Consider the following 26,025-nt stretch of genomic DNA (forward strand, 5'->3'; position numbering starts at 1 on the left):
GGGTGGCGCTCCTCGTCCACGCCGACCTCGACCTTGTTATCGACGGTTTACCGGCCAAACTGACGGGCTCGGGGCGGGTGCTGCGCTTAGAGCTCTCCGAGGCGCGCATCTTGCGCTCGCTCCTGCGCGTGTCGCTCCCCCGCTTCCCCATCTTCGGCAGCCGCGCACCCACCCCCGCCCAGCTCCCCGGCCTGTTGGCGGCTCAAGGGTTGACCCTCGAGATCACCGACCCCAGCGGCCCGCTCCTCGTCCTCGGCGAGGGGGCCAAGGACAAGATCTATAGGCTTCCCGGCGTCGGGCGCCTCGAGTACGTCGCCCTCGCTCGCCCGGGCGCGGCGCTGCGGCTGCTCTTTGGCGCCTAAAACCCGCCGACGGCCAGAGGCGGCGCCCACGGGCGCCGTTTTTTCATATGCTTAAGCCCATGACTAGACGCGACGACCCCGCCCGTGAACTGAGCGACAAGCTGAGCCGCCTGCGCAAAACGATGGCCGCCGGCGGCTTCGGCGCCGCGCACCTCGCCAAACTCGGCAACCTCGCCTGGCTGCTCTGCGGCGGCGACGCGCTCGTGTCGTTTGCCGACCCGCCGGTGGCCGAGGCGGTCGTCACCCCGCAACGCGTGGTCGTGCTCATGGCCGAGATCGAGCGCGACCGGCTCGAGCGCGAGGCGTTCCCCCCCGGCGTCGAGGCCCGCTACTACCCGTGGCACGACCCGGGGGCGAAGCGGGCCGCGTTGGGCGAGCTCATCGGGGGTCGCAAGGTGCTCGCCGACGCCGCCGGGGTAGCGGGCGCCGAGGTGCGCGACTTCTGGACGCTGCGCACGCCGCTCACCCCCGAGGAGGTCGCGCGCTACCGCGCGCTGGGCCGCGACGCCGCCGAAGCCTTTACGGACGCCCTCACGGGGCTCGAGCCGGGGCTGCGCGAGCACGACGTCGCCGGGCGCCTCGCCAAGGCGCTGCGCGAGCGCGGCATGCAGCCCGCGCTCATCCTGGTCGCCGCCGACGAACGCCTGAAGCGCTACCGGCACCCGTTGCCGACGGACAACCGCTTCGCCGAGCGGCTGATGGCGGTCGCCTGCGCGCGGCGGGGGGGGCTCTACGCCAACCTCACCCGCCTCGTCTCCAGGCGCCCGTTGGGTGAGGACGCGGCGGCCTACCGCGGCCTTCTCGAGGTCGAAGGGGTGCTGCTGCGCTACACCCAGCACGGGGTGCTCGCGCGCGAACTCTTTCGGGAGGTCCGGGAGGCGTACGCGGCGATCGGCTTCCCCGACGAGTGGCGGCGCCACCACCAAGGGGGCGCGTGCGGCTACGAGACGCGCGACTTTGTCCTTCAACCGAACGACACGATGCTCGTCGACGGCAGCGCGTACGCCTGGAACCCGTCGCTGCCGGGGCTCAAGGTCGAGGACACGGTGCTGCTCCTAGAGGACAGGCTCGAGGTCCTCACCGCCGACCCCCGCTGGCCGAGCGTGGAGGTCAGCGGCCGAGCGCGGCCCGACGTATTGGTGCTCGAGCCTTGAGCCCGTGGCGCGTGGCCGCGGGGTTGCCGCCCACAGGCCACGCGCTACAAACCACCTGCCCGGCCGTAGAGGCACACCCGCTTCGCTGCCTGCGCCGCGCCCGTTTGCAGCGCTCGCACCAAGCGCGCATCATTCGCGTCGACCGCCCGCCGGAGCGCGCTCGAGCCGAAGAGCAGGTCTATGAAGGGCTTCGTCGGCTCCTCCGCCGCGGGGACCCACGCGAACTGGGGAGGGCGGCGCGCCGAGCGCGAGGTCGGCCCGTGGCTGCTGTTGCCGGGGCTCATGATCGTGGTCGCGGTGTTGGCGTTTAACGTCGTCGGGGACGCGCTGCGCGACGCGGCGGACGCGCAGCTCAGGTAGCGCCGGGGGTCGCCACCAGACGCTTATCGCGTCGGCGGCACGTAGTCGGGCACCCACGTCTGATGCGCCTTGTCGGGGCGCTCGTAGCCCTCGTCGGCCCCCGCCAGGTCGCGCGGCGGCATCTCCAGGGGCGGCGGGGTGAGGTCCTCGTACGGGATGAGGCTGAGCAGGTGCGCGATGCAACTTAGGTGCGCGCGGCGCTTGTCCTCGGCGTTCACCACGTACCAGGGGGACGCTTTGGTGTCGGTGTGGTAGAACATCGCGTCTTTGGCTTTGGAGTACGCCACCCAGCGCGCCCTCGCCTCCAAGTCCATCGGGCTCAGCTTCCAGCGCTTGGCCGGGTTCTCGTTGCGGCGGCGCATCCGGCGCTCCTGCTCGGCGGCGCTCACCGAAAACCAGTACTTGATGAGGATGATGCCGGCGTCTAACAAGAGGCGCTCAAAGGTCGGGCAGGCGTGCAGGAACTCGCGGTACTCGGCCTCGGTGCAAAAGCCCATCACCCGCTCGACCCCCGCGCGGTTGTACCAACTGCGGTCGAAGAGCACCATCTCCCCCGCGGCGGGGAGATGGTGGACGTAACGCTGAAAGTACCACTGGGTGCGCTCGCGCTCGGTCGGGGCGCCGAGCGCCACCACGCGGCACACGCGCGGGTTGAGGGGCTGGGTAATGCGCGTAATGGTGCTCCCCTTACCCGCCGCGTCGCGCCCCTCGAAGAGCACCACGACCTTGAGCCCCTGCGCTTTAATCCACCCCTGCAGTTTGACGAGCTCGAGCTGCAGGAGCGCCAGCTCGCGCGCGTAGACCTTTTTGTCGAGTTTGCCGAGCCCTTTCGCCGACCCCTGGCTCACCACGCGCCCCCTTCGCCGCTTCGCTTAAGCCGCTAGACCAGTATAGCGCGGCGACCTAATCCGCGCCCTGCGGCGCGAGCGCGGCCTCGGGCGCCTCGAGCCGCCGCAGCTCGGCGCGGCTGCTAAGAGCTAGCCAAACGACCTGCAGCGCGTTGCCGACGATAAAGGCGAGGGTCGCCACGTAGATGCCGGGCACGGTCCCCAAAAGCGCCCCGGCGACGAGCAGCGCGGCGCTGACCAACAGCGACCCGACGACCGAGGTGGTGATCGCCCGCGTGTGGCCGCTATAGACCAGCACGCCCTGGTAGAGGTTTTGGTAGACGGTGATCGCGGGCCACACCACGGCGAGCAGCAAGGCGTTGCTCGCGAGCAGCACCAAGTCGGGCTCAAGGCCCATCACCACGGCGAAAAAGAGCCTCGCGAGCGGCGTCAAGGCCACCACTAGGAGCGCCAGGGTCATGGCGAGGCTGAGCTGCAGCGAAAAGCGGCGCAGCGCCCGCCAGGCGCCGGGGCGCTCCAAAGCCGCCACCACCACCTCGTTGAAAGCCATCCCCAGCCCCCGAAACAAAAACACGAACGCGCTCAGCACCGGCCAGGCGGCGAGCGAGGCGAGCGCCAGGGGCATGCGGCTCAAGGCAGCGCTCCCCAAGGGCTGCACGGCGAGCAACAGAAAGCTCGTCATAGCCAAGGGGACGTAAAAGCGCCCGAACGCCCCCCAGCTTAACGGCTCCCCCTCGGGGGGCAAGGCGCGCACGCTCCCCCGCACCTGCCAGCCGATAAAGGCCGCCTCGGCGAGCACCCCCGCGGCGATCCCCGCGGTGCCGACGAGGATGCCGGGCGCCCCCAACAGGTAGGCCGCGCTCACGCCCGCGAGCATCGCGAGAAGCCGCACCGCCGTGCCGACGCTCACCGTCACCGAGCGCCCCTGACGGATCAAGAGCCCCTGGTGAAAGCGGCGGTAGGCGATGCTCCAGGTAAAGGGGAGCATCATCATGAGCCCCCAGCGGGCGGGCTCCACCACCTCGGGGGGCGGGCGCAGCGCCCGGACGATGAGCAGATCGAAAAGCGGCGTAAAGGCCAAAAGCGCGTGCAGCAGGGTCAAGAGCCCGCCGGCGACCATCATAAAGCGGTAGACGAGCCCGTAAGCTTGGCGGTGCTTGCTGAGCGCCGTCGAGGCGGCCAGCAGCATGATGATGGGCGCTTCGATCACCAGAGCGAGCGGGAAGACGATGCCGCCCAGGGCCGCCAGGTGCACCGTGGGGTCCGCTAGACGGGCCATGACCGCCCCCACGAGCGGCTGCTCGAGCCCCATGAAAAGCCAACTGGCGGCGAGCGGCCACCACGCGCGAAAGATGGAGGGGTGAGGTGAGGGGCGCATACCCGCTCAGCCTACGCGCGCCCCCCTACGCGCGGCGGCGCGTGCGTTACATGTCGCGTAGAACACCCGGCGTCGGCACGCGCGCAACGCGTTCAATGAGCCCCACCCAAAAGGGTCGGTACGGGTCTGGGTCGCGAGCAGTCGGTTGGTCCTTTGACGTCATCTACCCACGTACCGGTCGATCGTCGCCGCACCGATGCGCTTGTAGACCTGCTGCACCTCCGTCGGCAGGTCACGGGCACCAAGTTGATCGGGCGCGTCCAAACCACCGGGCCAGAGATAGCCGATGAGCGCGATGACGTCAGGGTGATGGGTGGCGTACGCGAAGTAGCGGTACGCCACCTCCCCCATGCTCCTCGGCGGATACCCCATCTCGCCATACGCCGGCAGCCAAAAGGTCTCCGCGACAAGGACGAGCTTCTGATCCTTGCGGGAGAGGGCCGCGCGCACCTTGGCGATGTCCGCCAACCACGCTCGGTCGCGCGCAGGGTCCAACGTGCCGTAACGGTCGAAACCGACCCAATCGATCGCTTCCGGTACGAACATACGGTCGAGCGCTGAGTAAGCTTCAACCATCATGATAGGTAGGTGGGGTAACGACGCGTTCACGGTAGCCACCGCGCGACTGAATTCAAGCTGTGAGAGGCCGTTCCACGCCGGTTCGTCCATGAGGTAAAGGGCAGCGACGCGGTCTAACGTGATCAGGTCGCCGTTAACGCGTAGGAACGTATCCCAGCGTGCCTGAGCGTCCGGGAGCAGCACCGTGCGGGTGCCGGTCGGCGAGGAAGGGTCCTCGAGGTGGTCGAAGAGAAGGGCTTCTACGTGGAGAATCGCTTTGACCTCGGCTTGCTGGAAGCGGCGTAGGCGGTGTGCCAGCGACGCTTCTGGAATAGAGGCGCTCATCTGCGCGACGTTGGTGAAACCGGCGACCTCGTCGAGGTAGTTCGTCTTCACCTCACGGTCGTTGGGCGCGTCCCAAAAAGCGTCGACTGCGGCAAACCCGAAGTAGCTCGGACGGTGTGGACCCAGAGGTGGGCTTAAAGTGAAGCTCCGCCACTCACCATAACCCAACAGCACCGATACCAGGACGAGGAGAAGAGCCGTTGCGGTCAACCTGCACATCGCCGATTCGCCGCAGGCGTGCCACGAAACGCGGCTACCGGTGGCCTTTTGGAAGCTGCGTGTAGGGAGGCGTTTCATGTGAGGGCGCAGCTCATCACACAGCACCCGCTGACGCTCGAGCCGCTCCGCAAAACTAGCGCCGGCGCAACCGAGGGGCTCAGGGTCTGCAGCTCCTTTCGTAACGAGGGCGGTTTGACGTCTGGACGTCGCTCATGCCATGACCCCTTAGATCTCGAAACCCTTAGAGACCGCCTAAACCCCACGCCGGACTCGGTCCCGCACCCCGCGCGTCGGCATCGCGCAGCTCCGGAGACCTTATAAGGAATAGGAACCTGTAGGCACACCCGGGCGCGTATGGAGATGCTACCGCCCGGACCAGCGCTACTGCTTGAGCCGCGTCCACACCCGGTCCGCGAGGCGGATGTACTCCTCGGGGCAGGTCGGCGAGAAGATGATGTTGGCACCCTCTGGCGGGACGATCTCGGGGGCGGTGCGCAGGGGCTCGTCCATAAAGGCTTCAGCGCCCGACACGGCGTTTGCGTAGCGCGCGAAGTTCGACTGCAAGGCGGCGTTCTCGGGCTCTAAAAACCAGTTGATAAAGGTCAAGGCCGCCTCCTTGTTGGGCGCGCCGCGCGCGAGCGCGAGGTTATCCATCCAACCCGAGACACCCTCGACCGGGTAGGCGTAGCGCACTGTGGGGCGCTCCGCCCGGACGCGCATCGTGGCGCCGTTCCAGTAGGTGTTCATGGCCGTCTCGCCCGCGATCATGTTCTCCAAAATCCCTTCTGACGTGTAGACCTTGACGTAGGGCTCTTGCGCCTCTAGAACCTCCAACGCGCGGCGGAACGCCTCGGGGTCGGTCGTGCAGATCTCCGAACCGGTGTAGCGCAGCGCCATCGGCAGCACCTCGTCCCACGAGTCGAACATGCCGATCCTCCCCCTAAAGACCTCTGGCGGGTTAAAGAGCACCTCGTAGGTGTCGATGTCGCCGTCGTAGAGGGCCGTGTCGACCGCAAAGGAGGTCGTCCCCCACTGCCAGGGCACGGTGTAGACGTTGCCGGGGTCCCAGTCGGGGTTACGCCAACGCTCGTCGATGTTGCTGTAGTTCGCCATCTCAGAGGCGTGGATGGGTTCTAACAGCCCCTCGCTGACAAAGATCTGCACGAAGTTGTGTGACGGCACCACGATGTCGTAGCCCGTCGCCCCCGACTTGAGTTTGGCCAACAGCGTCTCGTTGGAGTCGTAGGTGTCGAGGCTCACACGGATACCGGTTTCGGCCTCGAACTTTTGCAGGAGCTCTTGTGAGGTGTAGCCGGTCCAGTTGTAGAGGCGCAGCTCCCCCTGCGCGAGCGCGGCGCTTAGCAGCAGCGCGGTAAACAGGGATAAGGCAACTTTCATGGTGAACCTCCTTGAGACGTGCGGGCTTGGACGGTGAGGGCTTGAAAGCGCGGACGCCACATGTGCCGACGGCTTAACGCCGCTGCAAAAGGAGCGACAGCGTCACGACGAGGATGGACAACGCCAGCATGGCGCTCGAGACCGCGTTCACCTCCGGCGTCACCCCCAAGCGCACGAGCCCGTAGATGTAGAGAGGGAGCGTGGTCGTACCGGGTTCGGCGACCATGAGCGTGATGACGAAGTCGTCTAACGAGATGATAAAGGCGAGGAGCGCACCCGCGGCGATACCGGGGGCTAGAAGCGGCAGCGTGACGCGGCGAAAGACCCGCCACGGGGGGGCGTAGAGGTCCTGCGCGGCCGCCTCGAGGCTCCGGTCGAGGCTCCGCAACCGCGCCTGAATCGGCAGAAAGGCGAAGGGGATGCAGAAGGCGCAGTGCGCCAGCACCACCCGACAGACCCCGAGCGACACCCCGAGGAGCGCGAAGAGGGCGAGCGTCGCGACCGCCGTGACGATCTCGGGGATCATCAGCGGCGAGAGCAAAAGCGCCCCCACCGCCCGTTGCCCCCGAAAGGCCCCACCGCGCACGAGTACAAGCGCGGCGAGCGTGGCGACCACGGTAGCGACTACCGTGGCGACCGCCGCGACGCCGAGGCTCGTCAGGGCGGCGCGGCGCAGCTCGGCGTTACCCAAAAGCGTCCCGTACCACTCGAGGGTAAAGCCTCGCCACACCGTCACCGCGCGGTTGTCGTTAAACGAAAACGCCACCAGGATGACCAGGGGCGCGTAGAGGTAGAGGAAAACCAAGGCCGTCCAGAGGCCGAACCCCGGCAGGTGGCCGACCCGAAAGGCGCGCGGGCGTTTCGGCCGGACGCTGGGGGCCGCGGGGCGCGGAAGTGCCCCCTGGCTCACGAGAGCGCCTCCTCAGCGCGCGGGCCGGCGGCGCGGCTCTGCGCGCGCGCGTAGAGGAGCAGCGCGAGCAGCACGAAAGCGAGCAGCAGCAGTGCGAGCGCCGCCCCGAAGGGCCAGTTGCGCGAAGCGGCGAACTGCATCTGGATGAGCGAGCCGAGCATCAGGTTTTTGCCACCTCCCAGGAGCTGCGGCGTGACAAAAGCGCCGAGGCTGGGGACAAAGACGAGCACCGACCCCGCCACGAGGCCGGGGAGCGCCAGCGGCAGGGTGACGCGCCGAAACACCTGCCAGCGCCCCGCGTAGAGGTCGTGGGCGGCCTCTAAAAGGCGCGTATCGAGGCGTTCCAGGGTCGCGTAGAGCGGCAACACCATAAAGGGCAAGTAGGCGTAGACGAGCCCCAAAAGCACCGCCCCGTTCGTGTAGAGCAGGGTCAGGGGCGCTTCGATGAGACCGAGGCGCAGCAGCAGGGTGTTGACGAGCCCCGTGTCGCGCAGGATGAGGATCCAGCAGTAGGTGCGAATGAGGAGGTTCGTCCAGAAGGGGATGGTGACGAGCAAAAGCAGCGCACTGCGGCGCGCCGGCGGCTGCCGCGCGATGGTGTAGGCCACCGGCAGGGCGCACCCGAGGCTGAGCAGCGTGGTTGCGAGCGCCAGCGCCAGGGAGCGCCCGAAGATGCGCAGCACCACGGGGCTAAAAAAGAGCGTGTCGTCGAAGTCGCGCTCATAGAGCAAGCGTACGTAAGCGTCGGTGGACAACTGCGGCAGGACGCCCCCGTAGGGGTCGGGCGCCATAAAGGAGTACGCCACGATGATGCCTAAAGGCGCCACCATGAGGGCGCCGAGGAGCAGGAGCGCGGGCGCGAGGCCCAAAAGGCGCACGAGCGGCGTCACGCGCTCGCCTCCTCGAGCACCCGCGCCGCGAGGGGTGCAAGCAGCAGGCGCACCCGCTCGCCCACAGCGAAGCGCGCCGCACCGGTGCGGGCGTTCGGGTCGCGGACCTCGAGCACCGCCTCGCCCGCCGCCCCGTCGGCGACGCGCACGCGGTAGCTCGTGTCGGTCCCGAGGTACATGCTGCTCTCCACCGTGCCGTCGAAAGCGCCCTCTGCCTCGGGCGCCGCCGAGGCCGGGTGCAGGGCGAGCTTCTCGGGGCGCACGACCAGCGTGACCCGCTCGCCGGGGCGGCGCGCGCCCGCGACCCGGATGCGGCGACCGAAAAGCGCGACGACCGCCTCCTCGCCGGAGGACGCCAGTACCGTCCCCGTCAGGAAGTTTGTGCGCCCCACGAAGTCGGCGACGAAGCGGTTGACCGGCCCCTCGTAGATCTCAGCAGGGGTGCCGACCTGCTGCACCCGCCCCGACGCCATCACGGCGATGCGGTCGCTCATCGTCAGCGCCTCCTCCTGGTCGTGCGTGACGAAGATAAACGTCACACCGGTCTCGCGCTGCAGGGCTTTGAGTTCGCCGCGCATGGCGTGCCGGAGCTTGAGGTCCAAAGCGGACAGCGGTTCGTCTAATAGCAGGACCTTGGGGCGCGGGGCGAGGGCGCGCGCCAGCGCCACGCGCTGCTGCTGCCCCCCCGAGAGTTGGGCGGGTCGGCGCGCGGCAAAGCCCGTCATCTGCACGAGCTCCAAGCTCCGCGCCACCGCCCGTTTGACCTCGGCGGCGCTCTGGCCGAGCATCTCGAGCCCGAACGCCACGTTCTGCGCGACCGTCATGTGCGGGAAGAGCGCGTAGTGCTGAAACACCGTGTTGACGGGCCGCTTGTGGGGCGGCTTGCCCGCCAAGGGCTCGCCGAAGAGGAAGATGTCGCCTTCGGTAGGCGCCTCGAAGCCGGCCAAAAGCCTTAAAAGCGTCGTTTTGCCGCAGCCCGACGGCCCTAAGAGGGTGAAAAACTCGTCCTCGGCGACCGTCAGGGTGACCCCCTCGAGGGCTATCACCGGGTCGTTGGGGGTGCCAAAGCGTTTGTAAACCTCGCGGATGTGGATCGCCTCGGCGGGCGCTACGGGAGGCGGTTTGTAGCGCATGATACGTAGTGTACTACGCCGCGTACGGCGTCATGGGCTGCGCTTTGGCCACGCCTTAAGCGCGCCCATGGGGTCCGTTAGTTGCTGATGGTGTTCCCCCCCGACCGCCGACTCCCCTTGTGGGTCAGCTTGGCGGCGAGCTGCTCCGTCCGCGTCACCGCCTCCTCATAATCGAGGTCGTAGTCTTCGGACATCGACATCTGCCGCAGCGTGTACATCCCCTTGGCCCGGACCGCGTAGGAGAAGCGGTGCTTGACGAGCAGCTGGTTCCCCTCGGGCAGCAGGCGCACCTGAAACAGGCGCCGTTTGGTGTCGTCGACGGTGACCGTCGACATCATCAGCACCCGCTCACCGCGCCCCTCGATGGGGGCAACCTCCCTCAAGGCACCCCCGAAAAAGTCGGCGGCGCGTTCGTGCGGCACCTCGATGGAAAACCGAAAGGTAAAGTGAAACCCCGTCACCGGCGTCTGCGGCAGGAGGTCGTCGAAAGTCTTCAGGGCGACGTTGAGGATGCGCGTGCGCGCCTCGCGCGAGACGGTGCGGATCTCCCAACGCTCGCGTTTGCACCGCAGCGCAAACGCGGGCACGCGAAAGGTGCTCACGCTCGGCGTGACGAGCAGGTGCCGCCCCGCCGTCGCAAACGCGGTGTCCTCCCACGACAGGAGGCCGATCAGCTGATACCACGTGGGGTGGTGGATCGTCGGGTTCATCGTCCCGTCGATAGCGATCACCGCAGCGCTCAGGTCACTCAACATCGCCTTACCTAAAAGGCGTAGGCGAGGCTCAGGGACACCTCAACGCGGAGCGACGTGAGCACTTTCATCTCTCTCATTCTAGCTTGGCGGGCTCCAGCGGACGCTGGAGGTTTCACACCGACCGCGTGATCTTTTTCAAACTTGCCAAGAGCGTTTGTACTAAAGTTTTCTTTTTGCTAAGCGTCGCCGAAGCGCGGCCGTCGCACCGCTGCATCCGGCACGCCAAAGAGGAGGGCCGGGGAACCCCCGACCCTCGTGCTGACTGCGGCCGCGCTCGGTCTTACTGGCCGGTCTTACTGGCCGCTTTGAGCGTCCTGGGTGACGGCTTGGTGACCCTGGTGCGTGCGACCGGTCGACACCTCGATCTTGCGGGGTTTCGTGCTCTCCGAACGCGGGATGAGGAGCGTCAAGACCCCGTTGTCGTACGAGGCTTTGACCTTGGTGAGGTCGAAGCTCGAGGGGATGTTAAACGAGCGCGCAAACTCCCCTTTGGGGCGGCCCTGGTAGTGCACCGTCTGCGACTCGCTCTTTTGATAGGTGCGCGTCGCTTTGACGCTCAGGCTGTTTTGCTCGCTGCTCACCTCGAGGCTACCGTCGTCAACGTCGGGCAAGTCCATGTAGATGTAGAGGCCTTCGTTGTCCTCGACGATGTCGGTCGCCGGCGCCCAGCTCGTCGCACCCTCGTCGGCGCGCACAAGGCGGTTGAGGCGGCGCTGCATCTCCTCGAGCTCCTGCCAGGGGTTCCAAGACTGTAACATCGGTGCTCTCCTTATCTTCTCTCCACGAGAGTATAAAACTTGGGCGAGCTTATGTCAAGTATCTTGTGCCTGCACGTAACGCCCCGCCGGTAGCGTCACGCAGCGCGTGCGTGAACCGCCGCGGCGCAACCCCGGAGCGCTCCCCCGACAAAAACATGAAAGGACGCGACAAGGCCATGGCGACAACCCCAAACACCGCCCAACGTAGCGCTGCCGAGCCCGTGCAACTGCGCCGCGGCACGCAATGCCGCCTCAGACGCTGCGGCCGCGAAGCTCTGGGGGCGCTAAGGTACGATAGCTTTATGAGGCCGCCCAACCCATCGCCCGCGACGTCGCGGCTCGTGCTCGTGCTCCTCGCCGGTATCTTCGCCGTGAGCCTCTCCGCCATCTTTATCCGGCTCGCCGACGCCCCCGGCGTGGTCGTCGCCCTCTACCGGATGCTGCTCGCCTCGCTCTTGCTCGCCCCGCTCAGCGTCCGCGCGCTGCGCAAAACGCCGCTAAGCTCCCACACTTTTCGCTACGCGGGGCTCGCCGGGGTCTTTTTGGGGCTGCATTTTGCCACCTGGATCACCTCGCTCTCGTACACCACCGTCGCCGCGAGCACCACCCTCGTCGCCACCACCCCGATCTGGGTCGCGCTTTTTAGCTGGATCTTCCTCAAGCTCTCCCCCCCCTTCACCGTGCTTTTGGGGGTGCTGCTCGCCGTTTTGGGCGCCGCGCTGATCGGCTTCGGCGACCTCGGTAGTGACGCTGGCAGCGCGCCGCTAATCGGCTACGCCCTAGCGCTCGCGGGCGCCCTCTCGGCCGCCGCCTACTTTCTCTTGGGCCGCTCCGCGCAGCGGCAGGGGCTGGGCCTGCAAGCCTATATCGGCGTGGCCTACGGGGTCGCCGCGGCGGTCTTGGTACCGCTCCCCCTCCTTTTCGGGCTCTCTTATACCGCCTACAGCACCGAAACGTTTCTCTGGATCCTCGGCCTCGCCCTCGTACCGCAGCTCGTCGGGCACACCGCCTACAACTACGCCATGAAGCACCTCGACCCCACGCTCGTCGCCACGGCGATTTTGCTCGAGCCCGTCGGGGCGAGCTTGCTCGCGCTGGCGATCTTCGGTGAGGTGCCCACCGCGCTCACGCTCGTAGGCGCGCTTATCCTCCTTGTCGGCGTCGCCATCACCACCCGCAACAGCCGCGCGGTGGCGCCCCAGAGCGCGAGCCAGGCCCCTTGAGCGCTCACGCTTTGTCACCGGGGGGGCTAGAAAAACGCGCCAAAATTTGTTATGATTTAGAGCGTGCTTGCGTTCGCGACGCCCCTACTGACCTCGCGAACCCAATCAACCCTCCCTAGAAAAGCGCACCTTGCTCCGCACCCGTGAGGCGAAGCCTCGAGGGTTTGGACGCGCGCTGAGACCTTAAGGAGTGCCGCGTTGAAAGAAGCCCAAAAGACGTACAAGCACGGTGACCAAGTTGTTCTCCCGCCCTACGGCGTCGGCGTGGTCGCCGGGACGACCGTCCGCACGGTTGCCGGCACCGACCACCACTACTACGAAGTCGAGTTTCCCAACGGCACCTCCAAAGCCTTCGTACCGGTAGCAGCGCCCCAAGCGGCGGGGTTGCGGCCGGCGCTCACCAAAGCCGAGGTGCACAAGGTGTTGGAGCGGCTGAGTAACGGCCGCATCAATCTGCCCAAGCAGTGGGCGGCGCGCCACCGCCGCGTGACCGAGATCCTCTCCTCGGGCGACCCCTACCAGATCGCCACCCTGGGCAGCGAGCTCCGCCGCTGGGACCTCGAGCGCGGTCTACCCGACCTCGACCGCCAAGCGTACCGCCGCGCCCTGCGCCTTTTGGCGGGTGAAATCAGCGCGGTGCTCGGTATCACGCCCAAAGAGGCCCGTGAGATGATGGACGCGGGCGAGGACGACGAGCTCAACTAGCGCTCAACTCACATACAGCTTCATACAGCTGCAGCGCTCGAGGCAGGTGCCTCGAGCGCCTTTTTGTACCTACACCCGTTATACCCGCGTCAGCTCGCACCCCTACGTCACCGGCTGCGCCGCTCCTTGCTGCAACCTCAAGTAGCGCAGCGCCAGCGCGTAGGCGGCGTAGTCGTCGATCAGCCTGGGGGGCACGCGCAACCCCTTGGGCAGCAGCCGCCACACCCCCCGCGGGGGGTGGTCGCGGAAGTAGAGCGCGCGCGCCTCGAGACTCGTCCCCGTCTCATCGACGAGCGCAAAGCTCAGGGCGCGCGCGCGCAGCACGCGCTGCACCGCCTCGCTCCCCGTACCGTCGCCCACCACGACCGTCGTCCCGGCGGGGATCAGCAGCGTTTCAAGGTCACCCAACGTGATGATGGTGCGGTAGACGAGCCTTCCCAGAGGGTTGACGAAGGCGACACCGATGTTTCTGCCGGGGTCGAGGGCAACGATCACACCTGACCTAGTCTATCCCGGTTCGCCCTGAAAAGACCCGTTCACCCGGCACGCCGTGAGCGGGAGCCAGTCCCTTACCTCGGCTGTGGGCCACGACGGTGCTTCGTGGTCTATCATGTCGGTGGGACAGACTCTAGAAAGTTAGGTTTTTGTACGTCGTTCGTGAGCCCGGGGAGGTAGCGATGGTGGCCTGGTTTTTATGCGTGCTCGGGAGCGGAATTGCTGTAGGGCCGAGTATGATCGACCGCCCCCTAGGCTACAGGTGAGACTTTACCCCGGATGCAACGGGGTTCCTTGTTCTGATTGGCATCAGCCTATTTCTTCATGGGCGTACGGCTGGCGAGAGAGGAAGCACCACGAGGCTCGAGCCTCGCCGTTGTAGGTTACATCCTGCTCACCCTAGGGTTCTGGCGGCTCGGGTGCTTCTACCCCGCTGCGGTAGCGATACTCCTGCTGGCAGGAGCGTTCTGGTGGCTCGAGCGCAAGGCTCGAGCACGCGCTTAGAGGCGGGGTGCGTCGGCTTTTTCACAATGACTCGCCACGCTTCGAGACCCGAGGCGCAAACCTCCCTACGCCCTCTTTGCAAGGCACAAAAAAAGAAGGGCCACAACCTGGCCCTTCTCTTTGTCAGTTTTGACGAGGATAGGTTGACGAATACGTCGCCTAAGCCTCCGGGCGCCGCTCGCGCTCGCTGCGGTCGCTCGCGGGGCGCGCGGGGGCCGCTTCGCGCGCGGCGGGCGCACCCTTGACGCGGCTCAGCAACCGCTCGTCGGCCACGCGGGTCTCGCGGATGACGTCTAGGCCCGTACCGGCCGGGATGAGGCGGCCCAGGATGACGTTCTCCTTAAGGCCAACCAGGTCGTCGGCTTTACCGGACACCGCCGCTTCGGTGAGCACGTGCGTGGTGTGTTGGAACGACGCCGCCGAGAGCCACGACTTGGTCGACAGGCTCGCTTTGGTGATACCCAGCAGCACCGGTTTCCACGACGCCGGCTGTTTGCCCTCGGCGAGCAGGCGGTCGTTGACCTCCTCGACGTCGAAGCGTTCGACGGTCTGCCCCTCCAAAAACTCCGAGTCGCCGGGCTCTAACACCTCGACGAACTTGAGCATCTGCCGGACGATCACCTCGATGTGCTTGTCGTGCACCGACACACCCTGGCCGCGGTAGACGCGCTGGATCTCGTCGACGAGGTAGCGCTGCACGTCCTCGGGGCCGCGCGACTCCAGCAGGTCATGCGGGTTTACCGCGCCGCGGGTGAGCTGCGCCCCCGCCTCGACCTCGTCGCCGTCGCGAACCAAGAGGCGGGCGTTCTTGTCGACCTTGTAGACCTTGCTAAATTCGCCGTCTTGGCTCGTCACCGTGAGGCGGACCTTGTCCTCCTCCTCGGCGATGCTCACAACGCCGTCGAGGTCGGAGATGAGCGCTTTGAGCTTGGGTTTACGCGCCTCGACGAGTTCGATGACGCGCGGCAGACCCTGGGTGATGTCGCCCCCTGTCGCCACCCCACCCGTGTGGAAGGTGCGCATGGTGAGCTGCGTGCCGGGCTCCCCGATGGACTCGGCGGCGATCACCCCGACCGCTTCGCCCAAGGAGACGGGGCGCATCAAGGACATGTCGAGACCGTAGCACTTCTGGCACACCCCCGCGCGCGTCTGGCACACGACCGGCGAGCGGAGCGCGATGCTGCGCACGTCACTGTTGTCGCGCAAGCGGGTGTAGATCTCGGTGATGTGCTCGGGCATGAGGATCTCGCCCTGCGCCACGCGGAAGTCGCCGATCTCGAAGTCGAGCGCGACGTAGCGGCCGTAGAGGCTCATGTCGATCTGCCCTTTGGTGCGCATCCGGCCGTCGGCGGCGTAGAAGGGCACCTCCAAAAAGTCGGCCGTACCACAGTCGATCTCGCGCACCACGATCTCGTGGGCGACGTCGACCAGCTTGCGGGTCAAGTAGCCCGAGTCGGCGGTGCGCAGCGCCGTGTCGGCGCCCCCTTTGCGGGCCCCGTGGGTCGAGAAGAAGTACTCCAAGACCGACAACCCCTCGCGGAAGTTCGCGCGGATCGGCAGCTCGATGGTGTCCCCCGAAGGCTTCGCCATGAGCCCGCGCATCCCGGCGAGCTGCCGCACCTGCTGCGGGTTCCCGCGCGCCCCCGACTGCGCCATCACGAAAAGCGGGTTAAAGGGCATGTTGTCGCGGAAGTTGTCGAACACCGCCTGCTTGACCTGTTCGGTGGTGTCGTTCCAGAGGCGGATCACCTGTTGGTGGCGTTCGGTATCGGTGACAAAACCGCGCTCGTAGGCGTCCATCACCCGCTCGAACTTCGCCTCGGCTTCGGCGATCAGCTCGCGCTTTTTGGGCGGGATCGCGACGTCGTCGATGCCGATGGTGATCCCCGAGGTGGTCGAGAGCTTAAAGCCCTCGTCTTTAAGCGCGTCGAGCAGCTTGGCGGTGCGCTCGATACCGAGAAGTTTAAACGAGTCGGTCACGAGGTCGCGCAGGGCGTTTTTCTCGTAGGCGGTGTCGTAGCGGATGAGCGAAGCGGGCACCTCGCCGCCGTCTTCGGACAGGGTCTCCTCGACCATGCGGGCGAAGTAGAGGCGGCCGGGGCTGGTCTCCAAGAGCTCCCCTTTGACCTTGACGCTCACGACGTCTTGCATGTCGATCTCGCCCCGCTCGACGGCCAAAAGCGCCTCGTCGACGTTGCTAAAGCGGTACTTGAGGCGGCCGACCGAGGTCTCTTTACCGGCTACGGTGATCGCCGAGTTGAGGTCGAGCTCACCGCGCGCAAAGGCCGCGAGCGCCTCGTCGACGGAGTCGAAGCGGCTCCCCACCCCGCGGCTCCCCGTGTGCACCTGCGTGAGCACGAAAAGCCCCAGGATGATGTCGCGGCTCGCCCCGACGTTCGGGTTGCCGTGCGCTGGCGAGAGCAGGTTGTGCGACGCGAGCATCTGCAAGCGCGCTTCGGCCTGGGCGTACACCGATAGGGGCACGTGGATCGCCATCTGGTCGCCGTCGAAGTCGGCGTTAAAGGCCTCGCAGACCAGGGGGTGAAGCTGGATCGCCTGCCCCTCGACCAACACCGGTTCAAACGCCTGGATGCCGAGGCGGTGCAGCGTCGGAGCGCGGTTAAGGAGCACCACGCGGTCCTGGATAACCTCTTCGAGGGCGTCCCAGATCTCGTCGCGGGTGTCGCGGTAGCGCTCTAAAAGCTTGCGGGCGCTTTTGATATTCGAGACCACCCCGCGCTCCTCTAGGACCTTAAAGAGAAAGGGCTTAAAGAGCTCCAACGCCATCCGCTTGGGCACCCCGCACTGGTGCAGCTTGAGCTGCGGCCCGACGACGATCACGCTGCGGCCGGAGTAGTCGACGCGTTTACCCAGGAGGTTCTGGCGGAAGCGGCCCTGCTTGCCCCCCAAGAGGTCGGTGAGGCTCCGCAGCGGGCGATCCGAACCGGGGTGCACCACGGCGGCGCCGCGGCGGCCGTTGTCGATAAGCGCGTCGACCGCCTCTTGCAGCATGCGCTTCTCGTTGCGCACGATCATCTCGGGGGCGCCCTGAGCCATGAGTTTTTTCAGGCGGTTGTTGCGGTTGATCAACCGGCGGTAGAGGTCGTTAAGGTCCGAGGTGGCGAAGCGGCCCCCCTCGACCTGCACCATCGGGCGCAGCGCGGGCGGCATGATGGGCACCGCCTCGAGGATCATCCACGCGGGGTTGTTGCCCGAACGGATAAAAGCGCGGGTGATCTCGAGCCGTTTGCGCGCCTTTGCGCGTTTGTGGCGCGAGGGCGAGTGCATCTCCTCGACGAGCTCGGCCTCGAGCTTGTGCAGGTCGATGCGCTCCAAAAGCTCGCGGATCGCCTCGGCGCCCATCTTGGCCTCGAAATCGTACGACTCGATGAGCCGCACCTGACGCCGCACGAGGTCGATCTCGACGCGGCCCGAGATGTCGGCCTTGACGCGCCCGCCGTCGGCGAGCGCATCGCCGGGGACGACGCGGTCGCCGTTGACCACGATGGGTTCGTCGCTGTACGGGTAGAGCTTCGCCCGCGACACGATGATGCTGGCGGGCTCAGCAAGCCACACCGTGCCGTCGGCTTCGGCGTAGATCTCCTGCGCTTGGTCGATCGCACCGACCACCTTGTCGCCCTCGGAGACGCGCGCGCCGTCGCTGACGAGCACGTGCATGGTGGGGTTGATCGCCTGCTCGTCGCGGCGGGCCCACTTGACGAGCAGCGTCAGCTCGGTTTCAGGACCGCGTTTGCGGCTTCTGACGAGGCTCGCCTCCCCGTCGCGGGGGATGCGCAGCGTCGTCCCCGCAGCGGCGCGCGCCAACTCGTTCCCCGCCTCGACGTACTCGCCGTCGCCGGTGACGAGTTCGATCCCCGCGGGCAGCACGTAGGCGGCCGTGACCTCGTCGTCGTCGGGGTTGCGCAGGTTGAGTAGCGCCCCCTCGGTACCGATGGGTAAGAGCTCGACGACGCCCTCGGCTTTGGCCTGCAAGCTCCAGTCGCTCGTCAGCTCGGCGAGCGGTTGCCCGCCGCTATAGCGCTCCTCTTCGATCCACGCTTTTGTCGGCACGGTCAAGCTCGCCTCGCGCGCCTCCTCATAGTCGAAGATGATGCGGCGCGGAAAGCGGTACTGCGCCAGCCCCGTGAGCTTCGACTTGACGCCCTTGGCGAGGCTCTGGCCCGCTTCGACGTACTCGCCGTCGCGCACCAGCGCGTCTTCGCCCATCGGGATCGAATAGGTCTCCTGGTGGCCGTAACGCAGCTGGCGGTACTCGTCGTCGGTGAGCAGGTCACCGACGCGCAAGGGCCGCCCGTCGCGCAGCGCGTCCATGGGGTCCGTGACGACGTACTTAGCGAAGTACAGGACCTGCTCGAGCTGGCTCGTCGAGAGGTTCAACAGCGCGCCGATCTTGCTCGGCACGTCCTTGACGTACCAGATGTGGGTGCACGGGGTGGCGAGCTCGATGTGCCCCATGCGGTAGCGGCGCACGGTGGCCTTGGTGACCTCGACGCCGCAGCGCTCACAGGTCTTGCCCTCGTAACGCTGCCGTTTGTACTTGCCGCAGGCGCACTCGTAGTCCTTTTCGGGACCGAAGATGCGCTCGTCAAAGAGCCCGTCGCGCTCGGGCTTTAAGGTGCGGTAGTTGATCGTCTCGGGCTTGGTGACCTCGCCGTAGCTCCACGAGCGGATCTGCTCCGGCGAGGCGATCTTGATCTGAACCCGGTTAAAGTCTCGCATAAACTCCTCTTAGCGTCCGCGTCCGGACTCGTCGAAGATGCTGATGGGTCGCTCCCCGTCCATCACCTGCACGTCGAGACCGAGCGAGTGAAGCTCTTTGACGAGCACCTTGAACGACTCGGGGATGGTCGGCTCCAAAACGTCGTTGCCCTTAACGATCGCCTCGTACGAAGCGTTGCGCCCGTCGATGTCGTCGGACTTGATGGTGAGCATTTCCTGCAGGGTGTGTGCCGCGCCGTGCGCCTGAAGCGCCCAGCACTCCATCTCCCCGAGGCGCTGACCACCAAACTGCGCCTTCCCGCCCAAGGGCTGCTGGGTAATGAGCGAGTAGGGGCCGGTCGAGCGCGCGTGCATCTTGTCCTCGACCATGTGGTAGAGCTTCATGACGTACATCACCCCGACCACGATGGGGGCGTCAATAGCCTCACCCGTCTGACCGTCGTAGAGCACCGACTTGCCGGTGCGTGCGAGCGCCAAACGGGCCTCTTCGTACGAGAGGTCGCGGCCGATGATGCCCAGTTTGGCCGCGCGGCGCATCACCTGCTGCTCGCGCCGGTCCGGCACGAAACCCGCCTCGCGCTCCTCGGCCAGCTCGCGCTCGGTCACCGCCTCCAAGAGGTCTTTGATCTCCTCCTCGCGGGCGCTGTCAAACACCGGGGTGACGTACGACACCCCGTTTTTAAAGGCGGCCAGCCCTAGGTGCGTCTCTAAAATCTGCCCCAAGTTCATCCGGCTGGGCACCCCGAGCGGGTTAAAGACGAGGTCGACGGGGGTGCCGTCGGGCAGGTAGGGCATGTCCTCGGGGGGCAGGATCTTGGCGACCACGCCCTTGTTCCCGTGGCGGTTGGCGAGCTTGTCCCCTTCGATGAGGCGGCGCTTTTGCGCCACGTAGACGCGCACCATCTCCTGCACGCCGGGCTTGAGTTCGACACCGGGGTCGCCGCGGCGGAAGCGGACGGTGCGCAAGACGATCCCCCCGTCGCCGGGCGGCACGCGCAGCGAGGTGTCTTTGACCTCCCGCGCCTTCTCCCCGAAGATGGAGCGCAAAAGGCGCTCTTCGGGCGTCGGCTCCGTCTCCCCCTTGAACGAGGTGTGGCCGACCAAGATGTCGCCCTGCTTGACCTCCGCCCCGATCCGCACCACGCCATCTTCGTCGAGGTCGCGAAGCGCCGCTTCGGAGAGCCCGGGAATGTCACGGGTGATCTTTTCGGGCCCCAACTTGGTGTCGCGCGCCTCTTTCTCGTACTTCTCGATGTGCACGCTCGTGTAGGCGTCGCTCCGCACCAGGCGCTCGGAGAGGACGATGGCGTCCTCGAAGTTGTAGCCGTCAAAGGGCATGATGGCAATCAGCACGTTTTGCCCGAGCGCCAGGCGGCCGTTTTGCGAGGCGGGACCGTCGGCGATGATCTGCCCCGCTTCGACACGGTCGCCGACGTCAACCAGGGGGCGCTGGTCTAAGTTGGTGTTCTGGTTCGAGCGTTGGAAACGGGTGAGCACGTACTCCCGCGCCACCTGGCGGTCGTTTTCGATCACGATGCGGCTCGCGTCGACGAAGGTCACCGTACCCGCCTCCTGGGCGATCACCACGGTTCCCGAGTCGCGCGAGACGCGCTCCTCGACCCCCGTACCGACGTAAGGCGCGTCGGGTTTGATGAGCGGCACCGCTTGCGACTGCATGTTCGACCCCATGAGCGCGCGGTTGGCGTCGTCGTGCTCCAGAAAGGGGATGAGCGAGGTCGGCACCGAGACGATCTGCTTGGGCGAAACGTCCATGAACTCGACCGCTTCGGGCGGTACGTAGTAGGGGTCGCCCAGGCGGCGCGTCAGCACGCTCTCCTCGGCGAAGCGGTTGTCGTCGGTGAGTGGGGTGTTCGCCTGCGCGATGACGTAGCGGTCCTCTTCGTGCGCCGTCATGTACTGCACGTCGCTGGTGACGCGGCCGTTCTCGACGCGCCGGTAGGGCGCCTCGATAAAGCCCAGCGGGTTGACGCGCGAGTACGAGGCCAGCGAGGTGATCAGGCCGATGTTGGCGCCCTCGGGCGTCTCGATCGGGCAGATGCGCCCGTAGTGGGTGCGGTGCACGTCGCGCACGTCGAAGCCGGCGCGTTCGCGCGTGAGCCCGCCCGGGCCCAGGGCCGAGATGCGCCGCTTGTGGCGCAACTCCGAAAGCGGGTTGACCTGGTCTTTAAACTGGCTGAGCTGGCTGCGGCCGAAAAACTCGCGCAGCGCCGCGACGATGGGGCGGTTGTTGACGAGCTTTTGCGGCGTCGCGGCGTCGGGGTTGCCGAGGAGCATCCGCTCGCGCACCCCGCGCGCCATGCGCCCTAGCCCCACGCGGATCTGATCGGCGACGAGCTCACCGACCGTGCGGATGCGGCGGTTACCGAGGTGGTCGATGTCGTCCTCTTCGACCGCAACGGTCTCACCAGCCGGGCTCGTCATCTCGGTTTCACCCGCTTGCAGCTTGACGAGGTACTGGATCGTGGGGACGAGGCCGTAGTCGACGAACCGCCCCTCTTCAAACCCCATGAGCGTGCTCTGCTGGTAGGTGAGGCCGAGCTTGCTATTCATCTTGTAACGCCCCGCTTCGCCGAGGTCGTAACGCCGCGGGTCGGCGAGCAGGCTGTAGAGGTAGGAGATCGCCTTGTCGACTTTGGGGGGATCGCCGGGGCGGAGCACGGTGAAAAGGCGCAAGAGCGCCTCCTCGACGGTCGCGCCCATCGCCGCGTCCTCCTCAAAGGTCGCCTCAATAAGGGTCTCGTTGCCGCTAAAGAGCCCCCGGATCTCGGCGTCACCGAAGCCGAGCACGCGCAGCAGGAGGGTGAAGGGGAACTTTTTCTTGTTCACCTTCATCCACAAGACGTCGGCGTTGTCGAACTCGAGCTCGATCCACGGCCCCCGTTTGGGCATCGGGATGATGCTCGCCATATAGGTGCGCCCGGTCCCTTTGGGCGCGCCCGTAAAGTACGCGCCGGGCGAGCGGTGGATCTGCGAGACGATCACCCGGTCGGCGCCGTTGATCACGAACGAGCCGTCCTCGGTCATAAGCGGCAGGTCGCCCAAAAAGACCTGGTCCTCTTTGATAAGACCGGTGTCTTTGTGGACGAGCTGCAGCTTGGCGAAAAGCCCCGCCTGGTAGGTCAGGTCCTTTTCGCGGCACTCCTCGGGGCTAAACTCGGGCGGGTGCAGGGTGTACTCGAGAAAGTCGAGGACCAGACCGGTCTGCCGACCGCGCTCGGTCTCGTCGATCGGAAAAACCTCGCGAAAAGCGCTCTGCAACCCGATGTTCTCGCGCTCAGCGGGCGCTCTTCCAAGTTGCAAAAAGGTGTTGTAAGACTTTATCTGAATGTCCGTGAGGTTGGGCAGCTCGATGACCTCTTCGATACTGCCGAACTTGTGAATCTCGCGCATCGTCACCCTTTCACCGTCTCAGCCAGCCCGTTTGTCCCTGGCTGCCATCGCTCGTATGGCGGCTTAACTATGTATTGCAGATTATTAAGGCGCTTTATAAGGTCCCCAATGTGATGTCTGTGTTGTAAAGGGCTCGCGTCCGGCGCGCCCCGGAGGCCCCGCACGGCTTTTTGTGGAATGTGCTATGCTTCGTGGCGGGCTTTTGGCGTTCGCTAGACCTCCCTACACGCGCGTGTGAAGGCAAGGGACAGCAAAGCGCGCCCAGCCCCGTGGGGCTCGGCTTCACCGGGTCGATGTTGTGATCACCTCTAGCAGCGTTTTGGGTCCGTATCCTCTATCGGGGTAGCGCTAGGCACGTTGACGGCGCGTATAAACCGGCTCTGCACGTTCGGGTCACCTCCGTGGCGTGTTGCGTCCTCGAGCCAGCCTTACTACCATACCGCCCGCTTGAAAAGGGGAGGGTAAGCCACCTTACGGCCTACCCCAACCCTGCATCCGGCGCCTTTAGCCCTACTTGACTTCGACGGTCGCGCCCGCTGCTTCGAGCTTGCTCTTGATCTCCTCGGCCTCCTCTTTGCCGACCCCCTCTTTCACGACGCCGCCGCTTTCGACGAGGTCTTTGGCCTCTTTGAGGCCGAGCGAGGTGATCGCGCGCACCTCTTTAATCACGTTGAGCTTCTTGTCACCCGCCGACTTGATGCTGACGGTGAACTCGGTCTGCTCTTCGGCCGCTTCGGGGGCAGCCGCGCCCGCTGCGGGCATCATCATCCCGGCGGGCATCGCGGCGGCAGCCTCGACGCCCCACTTCTCCTTCAGACCCTCGACCAGATCCACGAGCTCAAGCACCGTCAGGCCGCTCAGCTGCTCGATCATCGCCTCTTTATCAAACGCCATGTTCTTCCTCCTTGAGTTTTTCCGAGTAGTTCGTCATGACAGACACCAGGTTCCGCGGGGCGGCGTCGAGAACCCCCACGAGTTGCTGCAAGGGCGCCTGCAAAACCCCGACGAGCTCACTAAGGAGCTGGTCGCGCGCGGGCAGCTTGGCGATCTTGGAGAGCGCGTCGCTCCCGATCACCGCCCCCTGGAGCAGGCCGCCTTTGGCGACCGGCAGGTCGTTCGGGTGGTCTTTGGAAAAGTCGGTGACCGCTTTGGCTGGCGTGACGGGATCGTCGCCGACCAACACGAGCGCCGTCGGACCCTTGAGCTGGTCCTCTAATCCGGTGACCCCCTGCTCTTTAAGGACCACGTTGACGAGGGTGTTTTTGGCGACGAGCAGCCGCCCACCCGCGTCGCGCAGTTTGCGCCTTAAAGCGCCGATCTGCTCGGCGGAAAGCCCCTGGTAGTCCACCAAGAAGAAGGTCTTGACGTCGCCGAGCAGCTCGCGCAGCTCGGCAACCGACGCCTCATTCCTTGGGTTGGCCATCTTCGTCCTTTACTGAAAGCGAGCGTAAAACCGCGAAGCGTAGCCTAGAACGGGCTGAAACCCGCCTAGCGCCTCGGCAGGATCTTTAAGCCTGGCTGGGCCCCTGCTGTCTTTAACGCCAAAAAGGTGCTACGCACCGGAATGCCTGTCGGTGCCCCGCGCGGCTCTAGCCGCGCGGGGCGAGCGCGCTAGAGCTCGAGCGGGATGCTCGGCCCCATCGTCGAGCTTAAGTACGCCGTGCGGATAAAGACCCCACGCGCCGCGTCGGGTTTGGCCGCTTCGACCGCCCGGCGGAAGGCCTCGAGGTTTTCGGCCAGCTTTTCGGGCTCAAAGCTTGCTTTCCCGATGGGGGCGTGCACCACCCCCGTCTTGTCGTTGCGGAACTCGATCTGCCCCGCTTTAAGCGCGCGCACGAGCTCGCCGATGTTGGGCCCGACCGTCCCCGAGCGGGGGTTGGGTAAGAGCCCCCGCGGGCCGAGGATCCGCCCCAGCTTCGACCCGACCGCTGCCATCATATCGGGCGTCGCCACGACGGCGTCGAAGTCCAACCAGCCCTCCTGGATCCGAGCGATGAGCTCGTCGCCGCCGACGTAGTCGGCCCCGGCCGCTTCGGCCTCGGCGACCCGCTCCCCTTGCGTCAACGCGAGCACGCGTACGCTGCGCCCCGTGCCGTGGGGCAGCGCGACCGTCCCGCGGACGTTCTGGTCGGACTTGCGCGGGTCGATGCCGAGGCGCAGGTGCGCTTCAACGGTCTCGTCGAACTTAGCGGTCGCGAGCTCTTTAACGAGCGCCGCCGCTTCAGCGCTCGAGTAGCGCTTCGTGGGGTCGACCCTCTCGCGGAGGCTGCGGTAACGCTTGCCGTGCTTAGGCATCCGGCGCCCCCTCTACCGACACACCCATCGAACGCGCCGTCCCCGCGATGATCTTCGCGGCGGCGACCTCGTCGCTGGCGTTGAGGTCTTTCATCTTCGTCCGCCCGAGCTCGAGGCACTGCTCCCAGGAGAGCTTGCCGACCTTCTGCTTGTTCGGCATCCCCGAGCCCTTGGCGATCCCCGCCGCTTGGCGGATCAGGTAGCTCGCCGGGGGGGTTTTGGTGATAAAGGTAAACGAACGGTCGGCGTAGATGGTGATCTCCACCGGGATGATCGCGCCCGCTTGCGACGCCGTTGCCGCGTTGTACTCCTTGACAAACCCCATGATGTTCGCGCCGTACTGACCCAGCGCCGGCCCAACGGGCGGGGCCGGGGTCGCTTGACCAGCCGGCAGCTGGAGTTTGACGATACCAGCTACTTTTTTTGCCACACTTCCTCCTTAAGCTCCCCCACAGCCGGGCGCGCTGCGGGGTCCAAACGCTCGCGGGAGCCTCCGCTCCCAGCACTCGGTTTAGGTTTTGATGACCTGCGAGAAGTCGAGCTCGACGGGGGTCTCACGGCCGAAGATCGAGACGAGCACCTTGACCTTGCCGCGCTCCGGATTCAGCTCCGAGACCACCCCGGTAAAGTCGGCGAAGGGGCCGGAGGTCACCTGCACAATGTTGCCGACGCTGAAGTTGACCTTGACCTTGGGCGTCTCCTTCGCCCCGGTGATCCCGAGCATGCGCGCCTCCTCCTCCGGCGTCAGCGGCACCGCGCGCGTCGCCGTGCCGACAAACCCCGTGACGCCCGGGGTGTTGCGCACGACCTCCCAGGCTTCGTTCGGCTCGTCGGGGTTGTCGCCCAGGTCCATCTGCACAAAGACGTAGCCGGGGAAGAGCTTGCGCCGAACGACCTCCTTTTTGCCGCCGCCCGTATGCTCGACCGTCTCCTCAGAGGGCACGACGACCTGATAGATCTTGTCGGCGATCCCGAGGGAGCGGGCGCGCTGCATCATGTTGCTACGCACCTTCTCCTCGTGCCCGACATAGGTGTGAACGGCGTACCATTCGATGCTCACGCCCGAACCTCCAGGCACATGCAGCGTCCGCAGCTCTTGTAACGTCCCATGAAACGTCTCGACTCCTAGGGGGAACCCCCCTTACAAAAACAGGTTGATCAGGTTGCCCAGCACCGTATCGGTCGCGAGCAGGAAAAGCGAGGTGATCAGCACAAAGATCAGCGTCGCTTGGGTAGACTGAACGACCTCCTGGCGCGTGGGCCAGGTGACGCGGCCGAGCTCTGCGCGCGAGTTGCGCAGGTAGCGCAGCAAACCCCGCACGCCGCTTACACCTTGACTTCGCGGTGCGTGGTGTGCCGGCGATCCCAGGGGCAGAACTTGCGCAGCTCGAGCTTGCCCTGCGTGTTGCGCCGGTTTTTGTGAGTGGTGTAGTTGCGGCGCTTGCACTCGGTGCACTCGAGCAGCAGCTTGATCCTTACATCGCTTGCCATAACGCTCCTCTACTCTAGGTACTCCCAAGCGCGCTGCGGCCCAGCCCGGGCTGGTATCATCCAGCCGTCGCCGTCAAACCGCACGGGGCGCCG

Annotated in this window: 24 protein-coding genes; 5 read left to right on the forward strand and 19 right to left on the reverse strand. The window is 66.1% G+C overall.

The window, feature by feature from the left end; all coding sequences use genetic code 11:
- Positions 1 to 2 precede the first annotated feature (2 nt).
- From TRAD_RS12245 to TRAD_RS12255, 3 genes are all read left to right on the forward strand, one after another.
- The gene (locus TRAD_RS12245; protein WP_013178931.1) at positions 3 to 362 is read left to right on the forward strand and encodes a hypothetical protein; all 360 of its coding nucleotides are present in this window, start codon (positions 3 to 5) and stop codon (positions 360 to 362) included.
- A gap of 59 nt (positions 363 to 421) precedes the next feature.
- Positions 422 to 1,516 carry a M24 family metallopeptidase gene (locus TRAD_RS12250; RefSeq protein WP_041947286.1) on the forward strand — a complete coding sequence of 365 codons (1,095 nt, stop codon included), beginning with the start codon at positions 422 to 424 and terminating at the stop codon, positions 1,514 to 1,516.
- Between the two features lie 180 nt (positions 1,517 to 1,696).
- Positions 1,697 to 1,876, forward strand: a complete 180-nt coding sequence (locus tag TRAD_RS12255) for a hypothetical protein (RefSeq protein WP_041947287.1) — start codon at positions 1,697 to 1,699, stop codon at positions 1,874 to 1,876.
- A gap of 23 nt (positions 1,877 to 1,899) precedes the next feature.
- Here TRAD_RS12255 and ppk2 read toward each other — a convergent pair whose 3' ends face one another.
- The 9 genes from ppk2 to TRAD_RS12300 all read right to left on the reverse strand — a co-directional run bounded on the left by ppk2 (position 1,900) and on the right by TRAD_RS12300 (position 11,068).
- Complete coding sequence (ppk2, locus tag TRAD_RS12260; RefSeq protein WP_013178933.1) at positions 1,900 to 2,724, reverse strand: polyphosphate kinase 2; 825 nt, start codon at positions 2,722 to 2,724, stop codon at positions 1,900 to 1,902.
- Between the two features lie 55 nt (positions 2,725 to 2,779).
- The gene (locus TRAD_RS16395; RefSeq protein WP_013178934.1) at positions 2,780 to 4,102 is read right to left on the reverse strand and encodes a hypothetical protein; all 1,323 of its coding nucleotides are present in this window, start codon (positions 4,100 to 4,102) and stop codon (positions 2,780 to 2,782) included.
- A 159-nt stretch (positions 4,103 to 4,261) separates the two neighbouring features.
- Complete coding sequence (locus TRAD_RS12270; protein ID WP_148221247.1) at positions 4,262 to 5,302, reverse strand: hypothetical protein; 1,041 nt, start codon at positions 5,300 to 5,302, stop codon at positions 4,262 to 4,264.
- Between the two features lie 303 nt (positions 5,303 to 5,605).
- Positions 5,606 to 6,622: an ABC transporter substrate-binding protein gene (locus TRAD_RS12275; RefSeq protein ID WP_013178936.1), complete on the reverse strand. Its 1,017-nt coding sequence runs from the start codon at positions 6,620 to 6,622 to the stop codon at positions 5,606 to 5,608.
- Between the two features lie 73 nt (positions 6,623 to 6,695).
- The gene (locus tag TRAD_RS12280) at positions 6,696 to 7,532 is read right to left on the reverse strand and encodes an ABC transporter permease (RefSeq protein ID WP_013178937.1); all 837 of its coding nucleotides are present in this window, start codon (positions 7,530 to 7,532) and stop codon (positions 6,696 to 6,698) included.
- Positions 7,529 to 8,422, reverse strand: coding sequence for an ABC transporter permease (locus TRAD_RS12285; protein ID WP_013178938.1), 894 nt, complete (start codon positions 8,420 to 8,422; stop codon positions 7,529 to 7,531). Before TRAD_RS12285 ends, TRAD_RS12280 begins: the two co-directional genes overlap by 4 nt.
- Positions 8,419 to 9,555, reverse strand: a complete 1,137-nt coding sequence (locus TRAD_RS12290) for an ABC transporter ATP-binding protein (RefSeq protein ID WP_013178939.1) — start codon at positions 9,553 to 9,555, stop codon at positions 8,419 to 8,421. Before TRAD_RS12290 ends, TRAD_RS12285 begins: the two co-directional genes overlap by 4 nt.
- Positions 9,556 to 9,632: 77 nt before the next feature.
- Complete coding sequence (locus TRAD_RS12295; RefSeq protein ID WP_013178940.1) at positions 9,633 to 10,310, reverse strand: hypothetical protein; 678 nt, start codon at positions 10,308 to 10,310, stop codon at positions 9,633 to 9,635.
- Positions 10,311 to 10,603: 293 nt separating this feature from the next.
- Positions 10,604 to 11,068, reverse strand: a complete 465-nt coding sequence (locus tag TRAD_RS12300) for an Hsp20/alpha crystallin family protein (protein ID WP_013178941.1) — start codon at positions 11,066 to 11,068, stop codon at positions 10,604 to 10,606.
- A 302-nt stretch (positions 11,069 to 11,370) separates the two neighbouring features.
- Between TRAD_RS12300 and TRAD_RS12305 the strand changes: the two genes are divergently transcribed.
- Together TRAD_RS12305 and TRAD_RS12310 are read left to right on the forward strand one after the other, a co-directional pair.
- Complete coding sequence (locus tag TRAD_RS12305) at positions 11,371 to 12,291, forward strand: DMT family transporter (protein ID WP_013178942.1); 921 nt, start codon at positions 11,371 to 11,373, stop codon at positions 12,289 to 12,291.
- Positions 12,292 to 12,489: 198 nt separating this feature from the next.
- Positions 12,490 to 12,996 carry a CarD family transcriptional regulator gene (locus tag TRAD_RS12310; protein ID WP_013178943.1) on the forward strand — a complete coding sequence of 169 codons (507 nt, stop codon included), beginning with the start codon at positions 12,490 to 12,492 and terminating at the stop codon, positions 12,994 to 12,996.
- A 102-nt stretch (positions 12,997 to 13,098) separates the two neighbouring features.
- On the opposite strand, the gene TRAD_RS12315 is transcribed toward TRAD_RS12310, so the two are convergent.
- The 10 genes from TRAD_RS12315 to rpmG all read right to left on the reverse strand — a co-directional run bounded on the left by TRAD_RS12315 (position 13,099) and on the right by rpmG (position 25,932).
- The gene (locus tag TRAD_RS12315; RefSeq protein WP_013178944.1) at positions 13,099 to 13,491 is read right to left on the reverse strand and encodes a RuvC family protein; all 393 of its coding nucleotides are present in this window, start codon (positions 13,489 to 13,491) and stop codon (positions 13,099 to 13,101) included.
- A gap of 663 nt (positions 13,492 to 14,154) precedes the next feature.
- On the reverse strand, positions 14,155 to 18,735 hold the full coding sequence (locus TRAD_RS12320) for a DNA-directed RNA polymerase subunit beta' (protein ID WP_013178945.1): 4,581 nt from the start codon (positions 18,733 to 18,735) through the stop codon (positions 14,155 to 14,157).
- A gap of 9 nt (positions 18,736 to 18,744) precedes the next feature.
- Positions 18,745 to 22,146 (reverse strand): DNA-directed RNA polymerase subunit beta, encoded by a 3,402-nt coding sequence (rpoB, locus tag TRAD_RS12325; RefSeq protein WP_013178946.1) that lies wholly within the window; start codon positions 22,144 to 22,146, stop codon positions 18,745 to 18,747.
- 510 nt (positions 22,147 to 22,656) lie between these two features.
- Positions 22,657 to 23,040, reverse strand: a complete 384-nt coding sequence (rplL, locus tag TRAD_RS12330) for a 50S ribosomal protein L7/L12 (protein WP_013178947.1) — start codon at positions 23,038 to 23,040, stop codon at positions 22,657 to 22,659.
- Positions 23,030 to 23,569: a 50S ribosomal protein L10 gene (gene rplJ, locus TRAD_RS12335; RefSeq protein ID WP_013178948.1), complete on the reverse strand. Its 540-nt coding sequence runs from the start codon at positions 23,567 to 23,569 to the stop codon at positions 23,030 to 23,032. Before rplJ ends, rplL begins: the two co-directional genes overlap by 11 nt.
- A 188-nt stretch (positions 23,570 to 23,757) precedes the next feature.
- Positions 23,758 to 24,441, reverse strand: coding sequence for a 50S ribosomal protein L1 (rplA, locus tag TRAD_RS12340; RefSeq protein ID WP_013178949.1), 684 nt, complete (start codon positions 24,439 to 24,441; stop codon positions 23,758 to 23,760).
- Positions 24,434 to 24,871, reverse strand: a complete 438-nt coding sequence (gene rplK / locus TRAD_RS12345; RefSeq protein ID WP_013178950.1) for a 50S ribosomal protein L11 — start codon at positions 24,869 to 24,871, stop codon at positions 24,434 to 24,436. Before rplK ends, rplA begins: the two co-directional genes overlap by 8 nt.
- Positions 24,872 to 24,952: 81 nt before the next feature.
- Positions 24,953 to 25,501: a transcription termination/antitermination protein NusG gene (nusG, locus tag TRAD_RS12350; protein WP_013178951.1), complete on the reverse strand. Its 549-nt coding sequence runs from the start codon at positions 25,499 to 25,501 to the stop codon at positions 24,953 to 24,955.
- Positions 25,502 to 25,582: 81 nt separating this feature from the next.
- Entirely contained in the window at positions 25,583 to 25,762 is a 180-nt protein-coding gene (secE, locus tag TRAD_RS12355) for a preprotein translocase subunit SecE (RefSeq protein WP_013178952.1), read from the reverse strand.
- Between the two features lie 5 nt (positions 25,763 to 25,767).
- Positions 25,768 to 25,932, reverse strand: coding sequence for a 50S ribosomal protein L33 (rpmG, locus tag TRAD_RS12360; protein ID WP_013178953.1), 165 nt, complete (start codon positions 25,930 to 25,932; stop codon positions 25,768 to 25,770).
- Between the last annotated feature and the right edge of the window lie 93 nt (positions 25,933 to 26,025).

Origin of the sequence: Truepera radiovictrix DSM 17093, assembly GCF_000092425.1 — a bacterium.
Lineage (GTDB): Bacteria > Deinococcota > Deinococci > Deinococcales > Trueperaceae > Truepera > Truepera radiovictrix.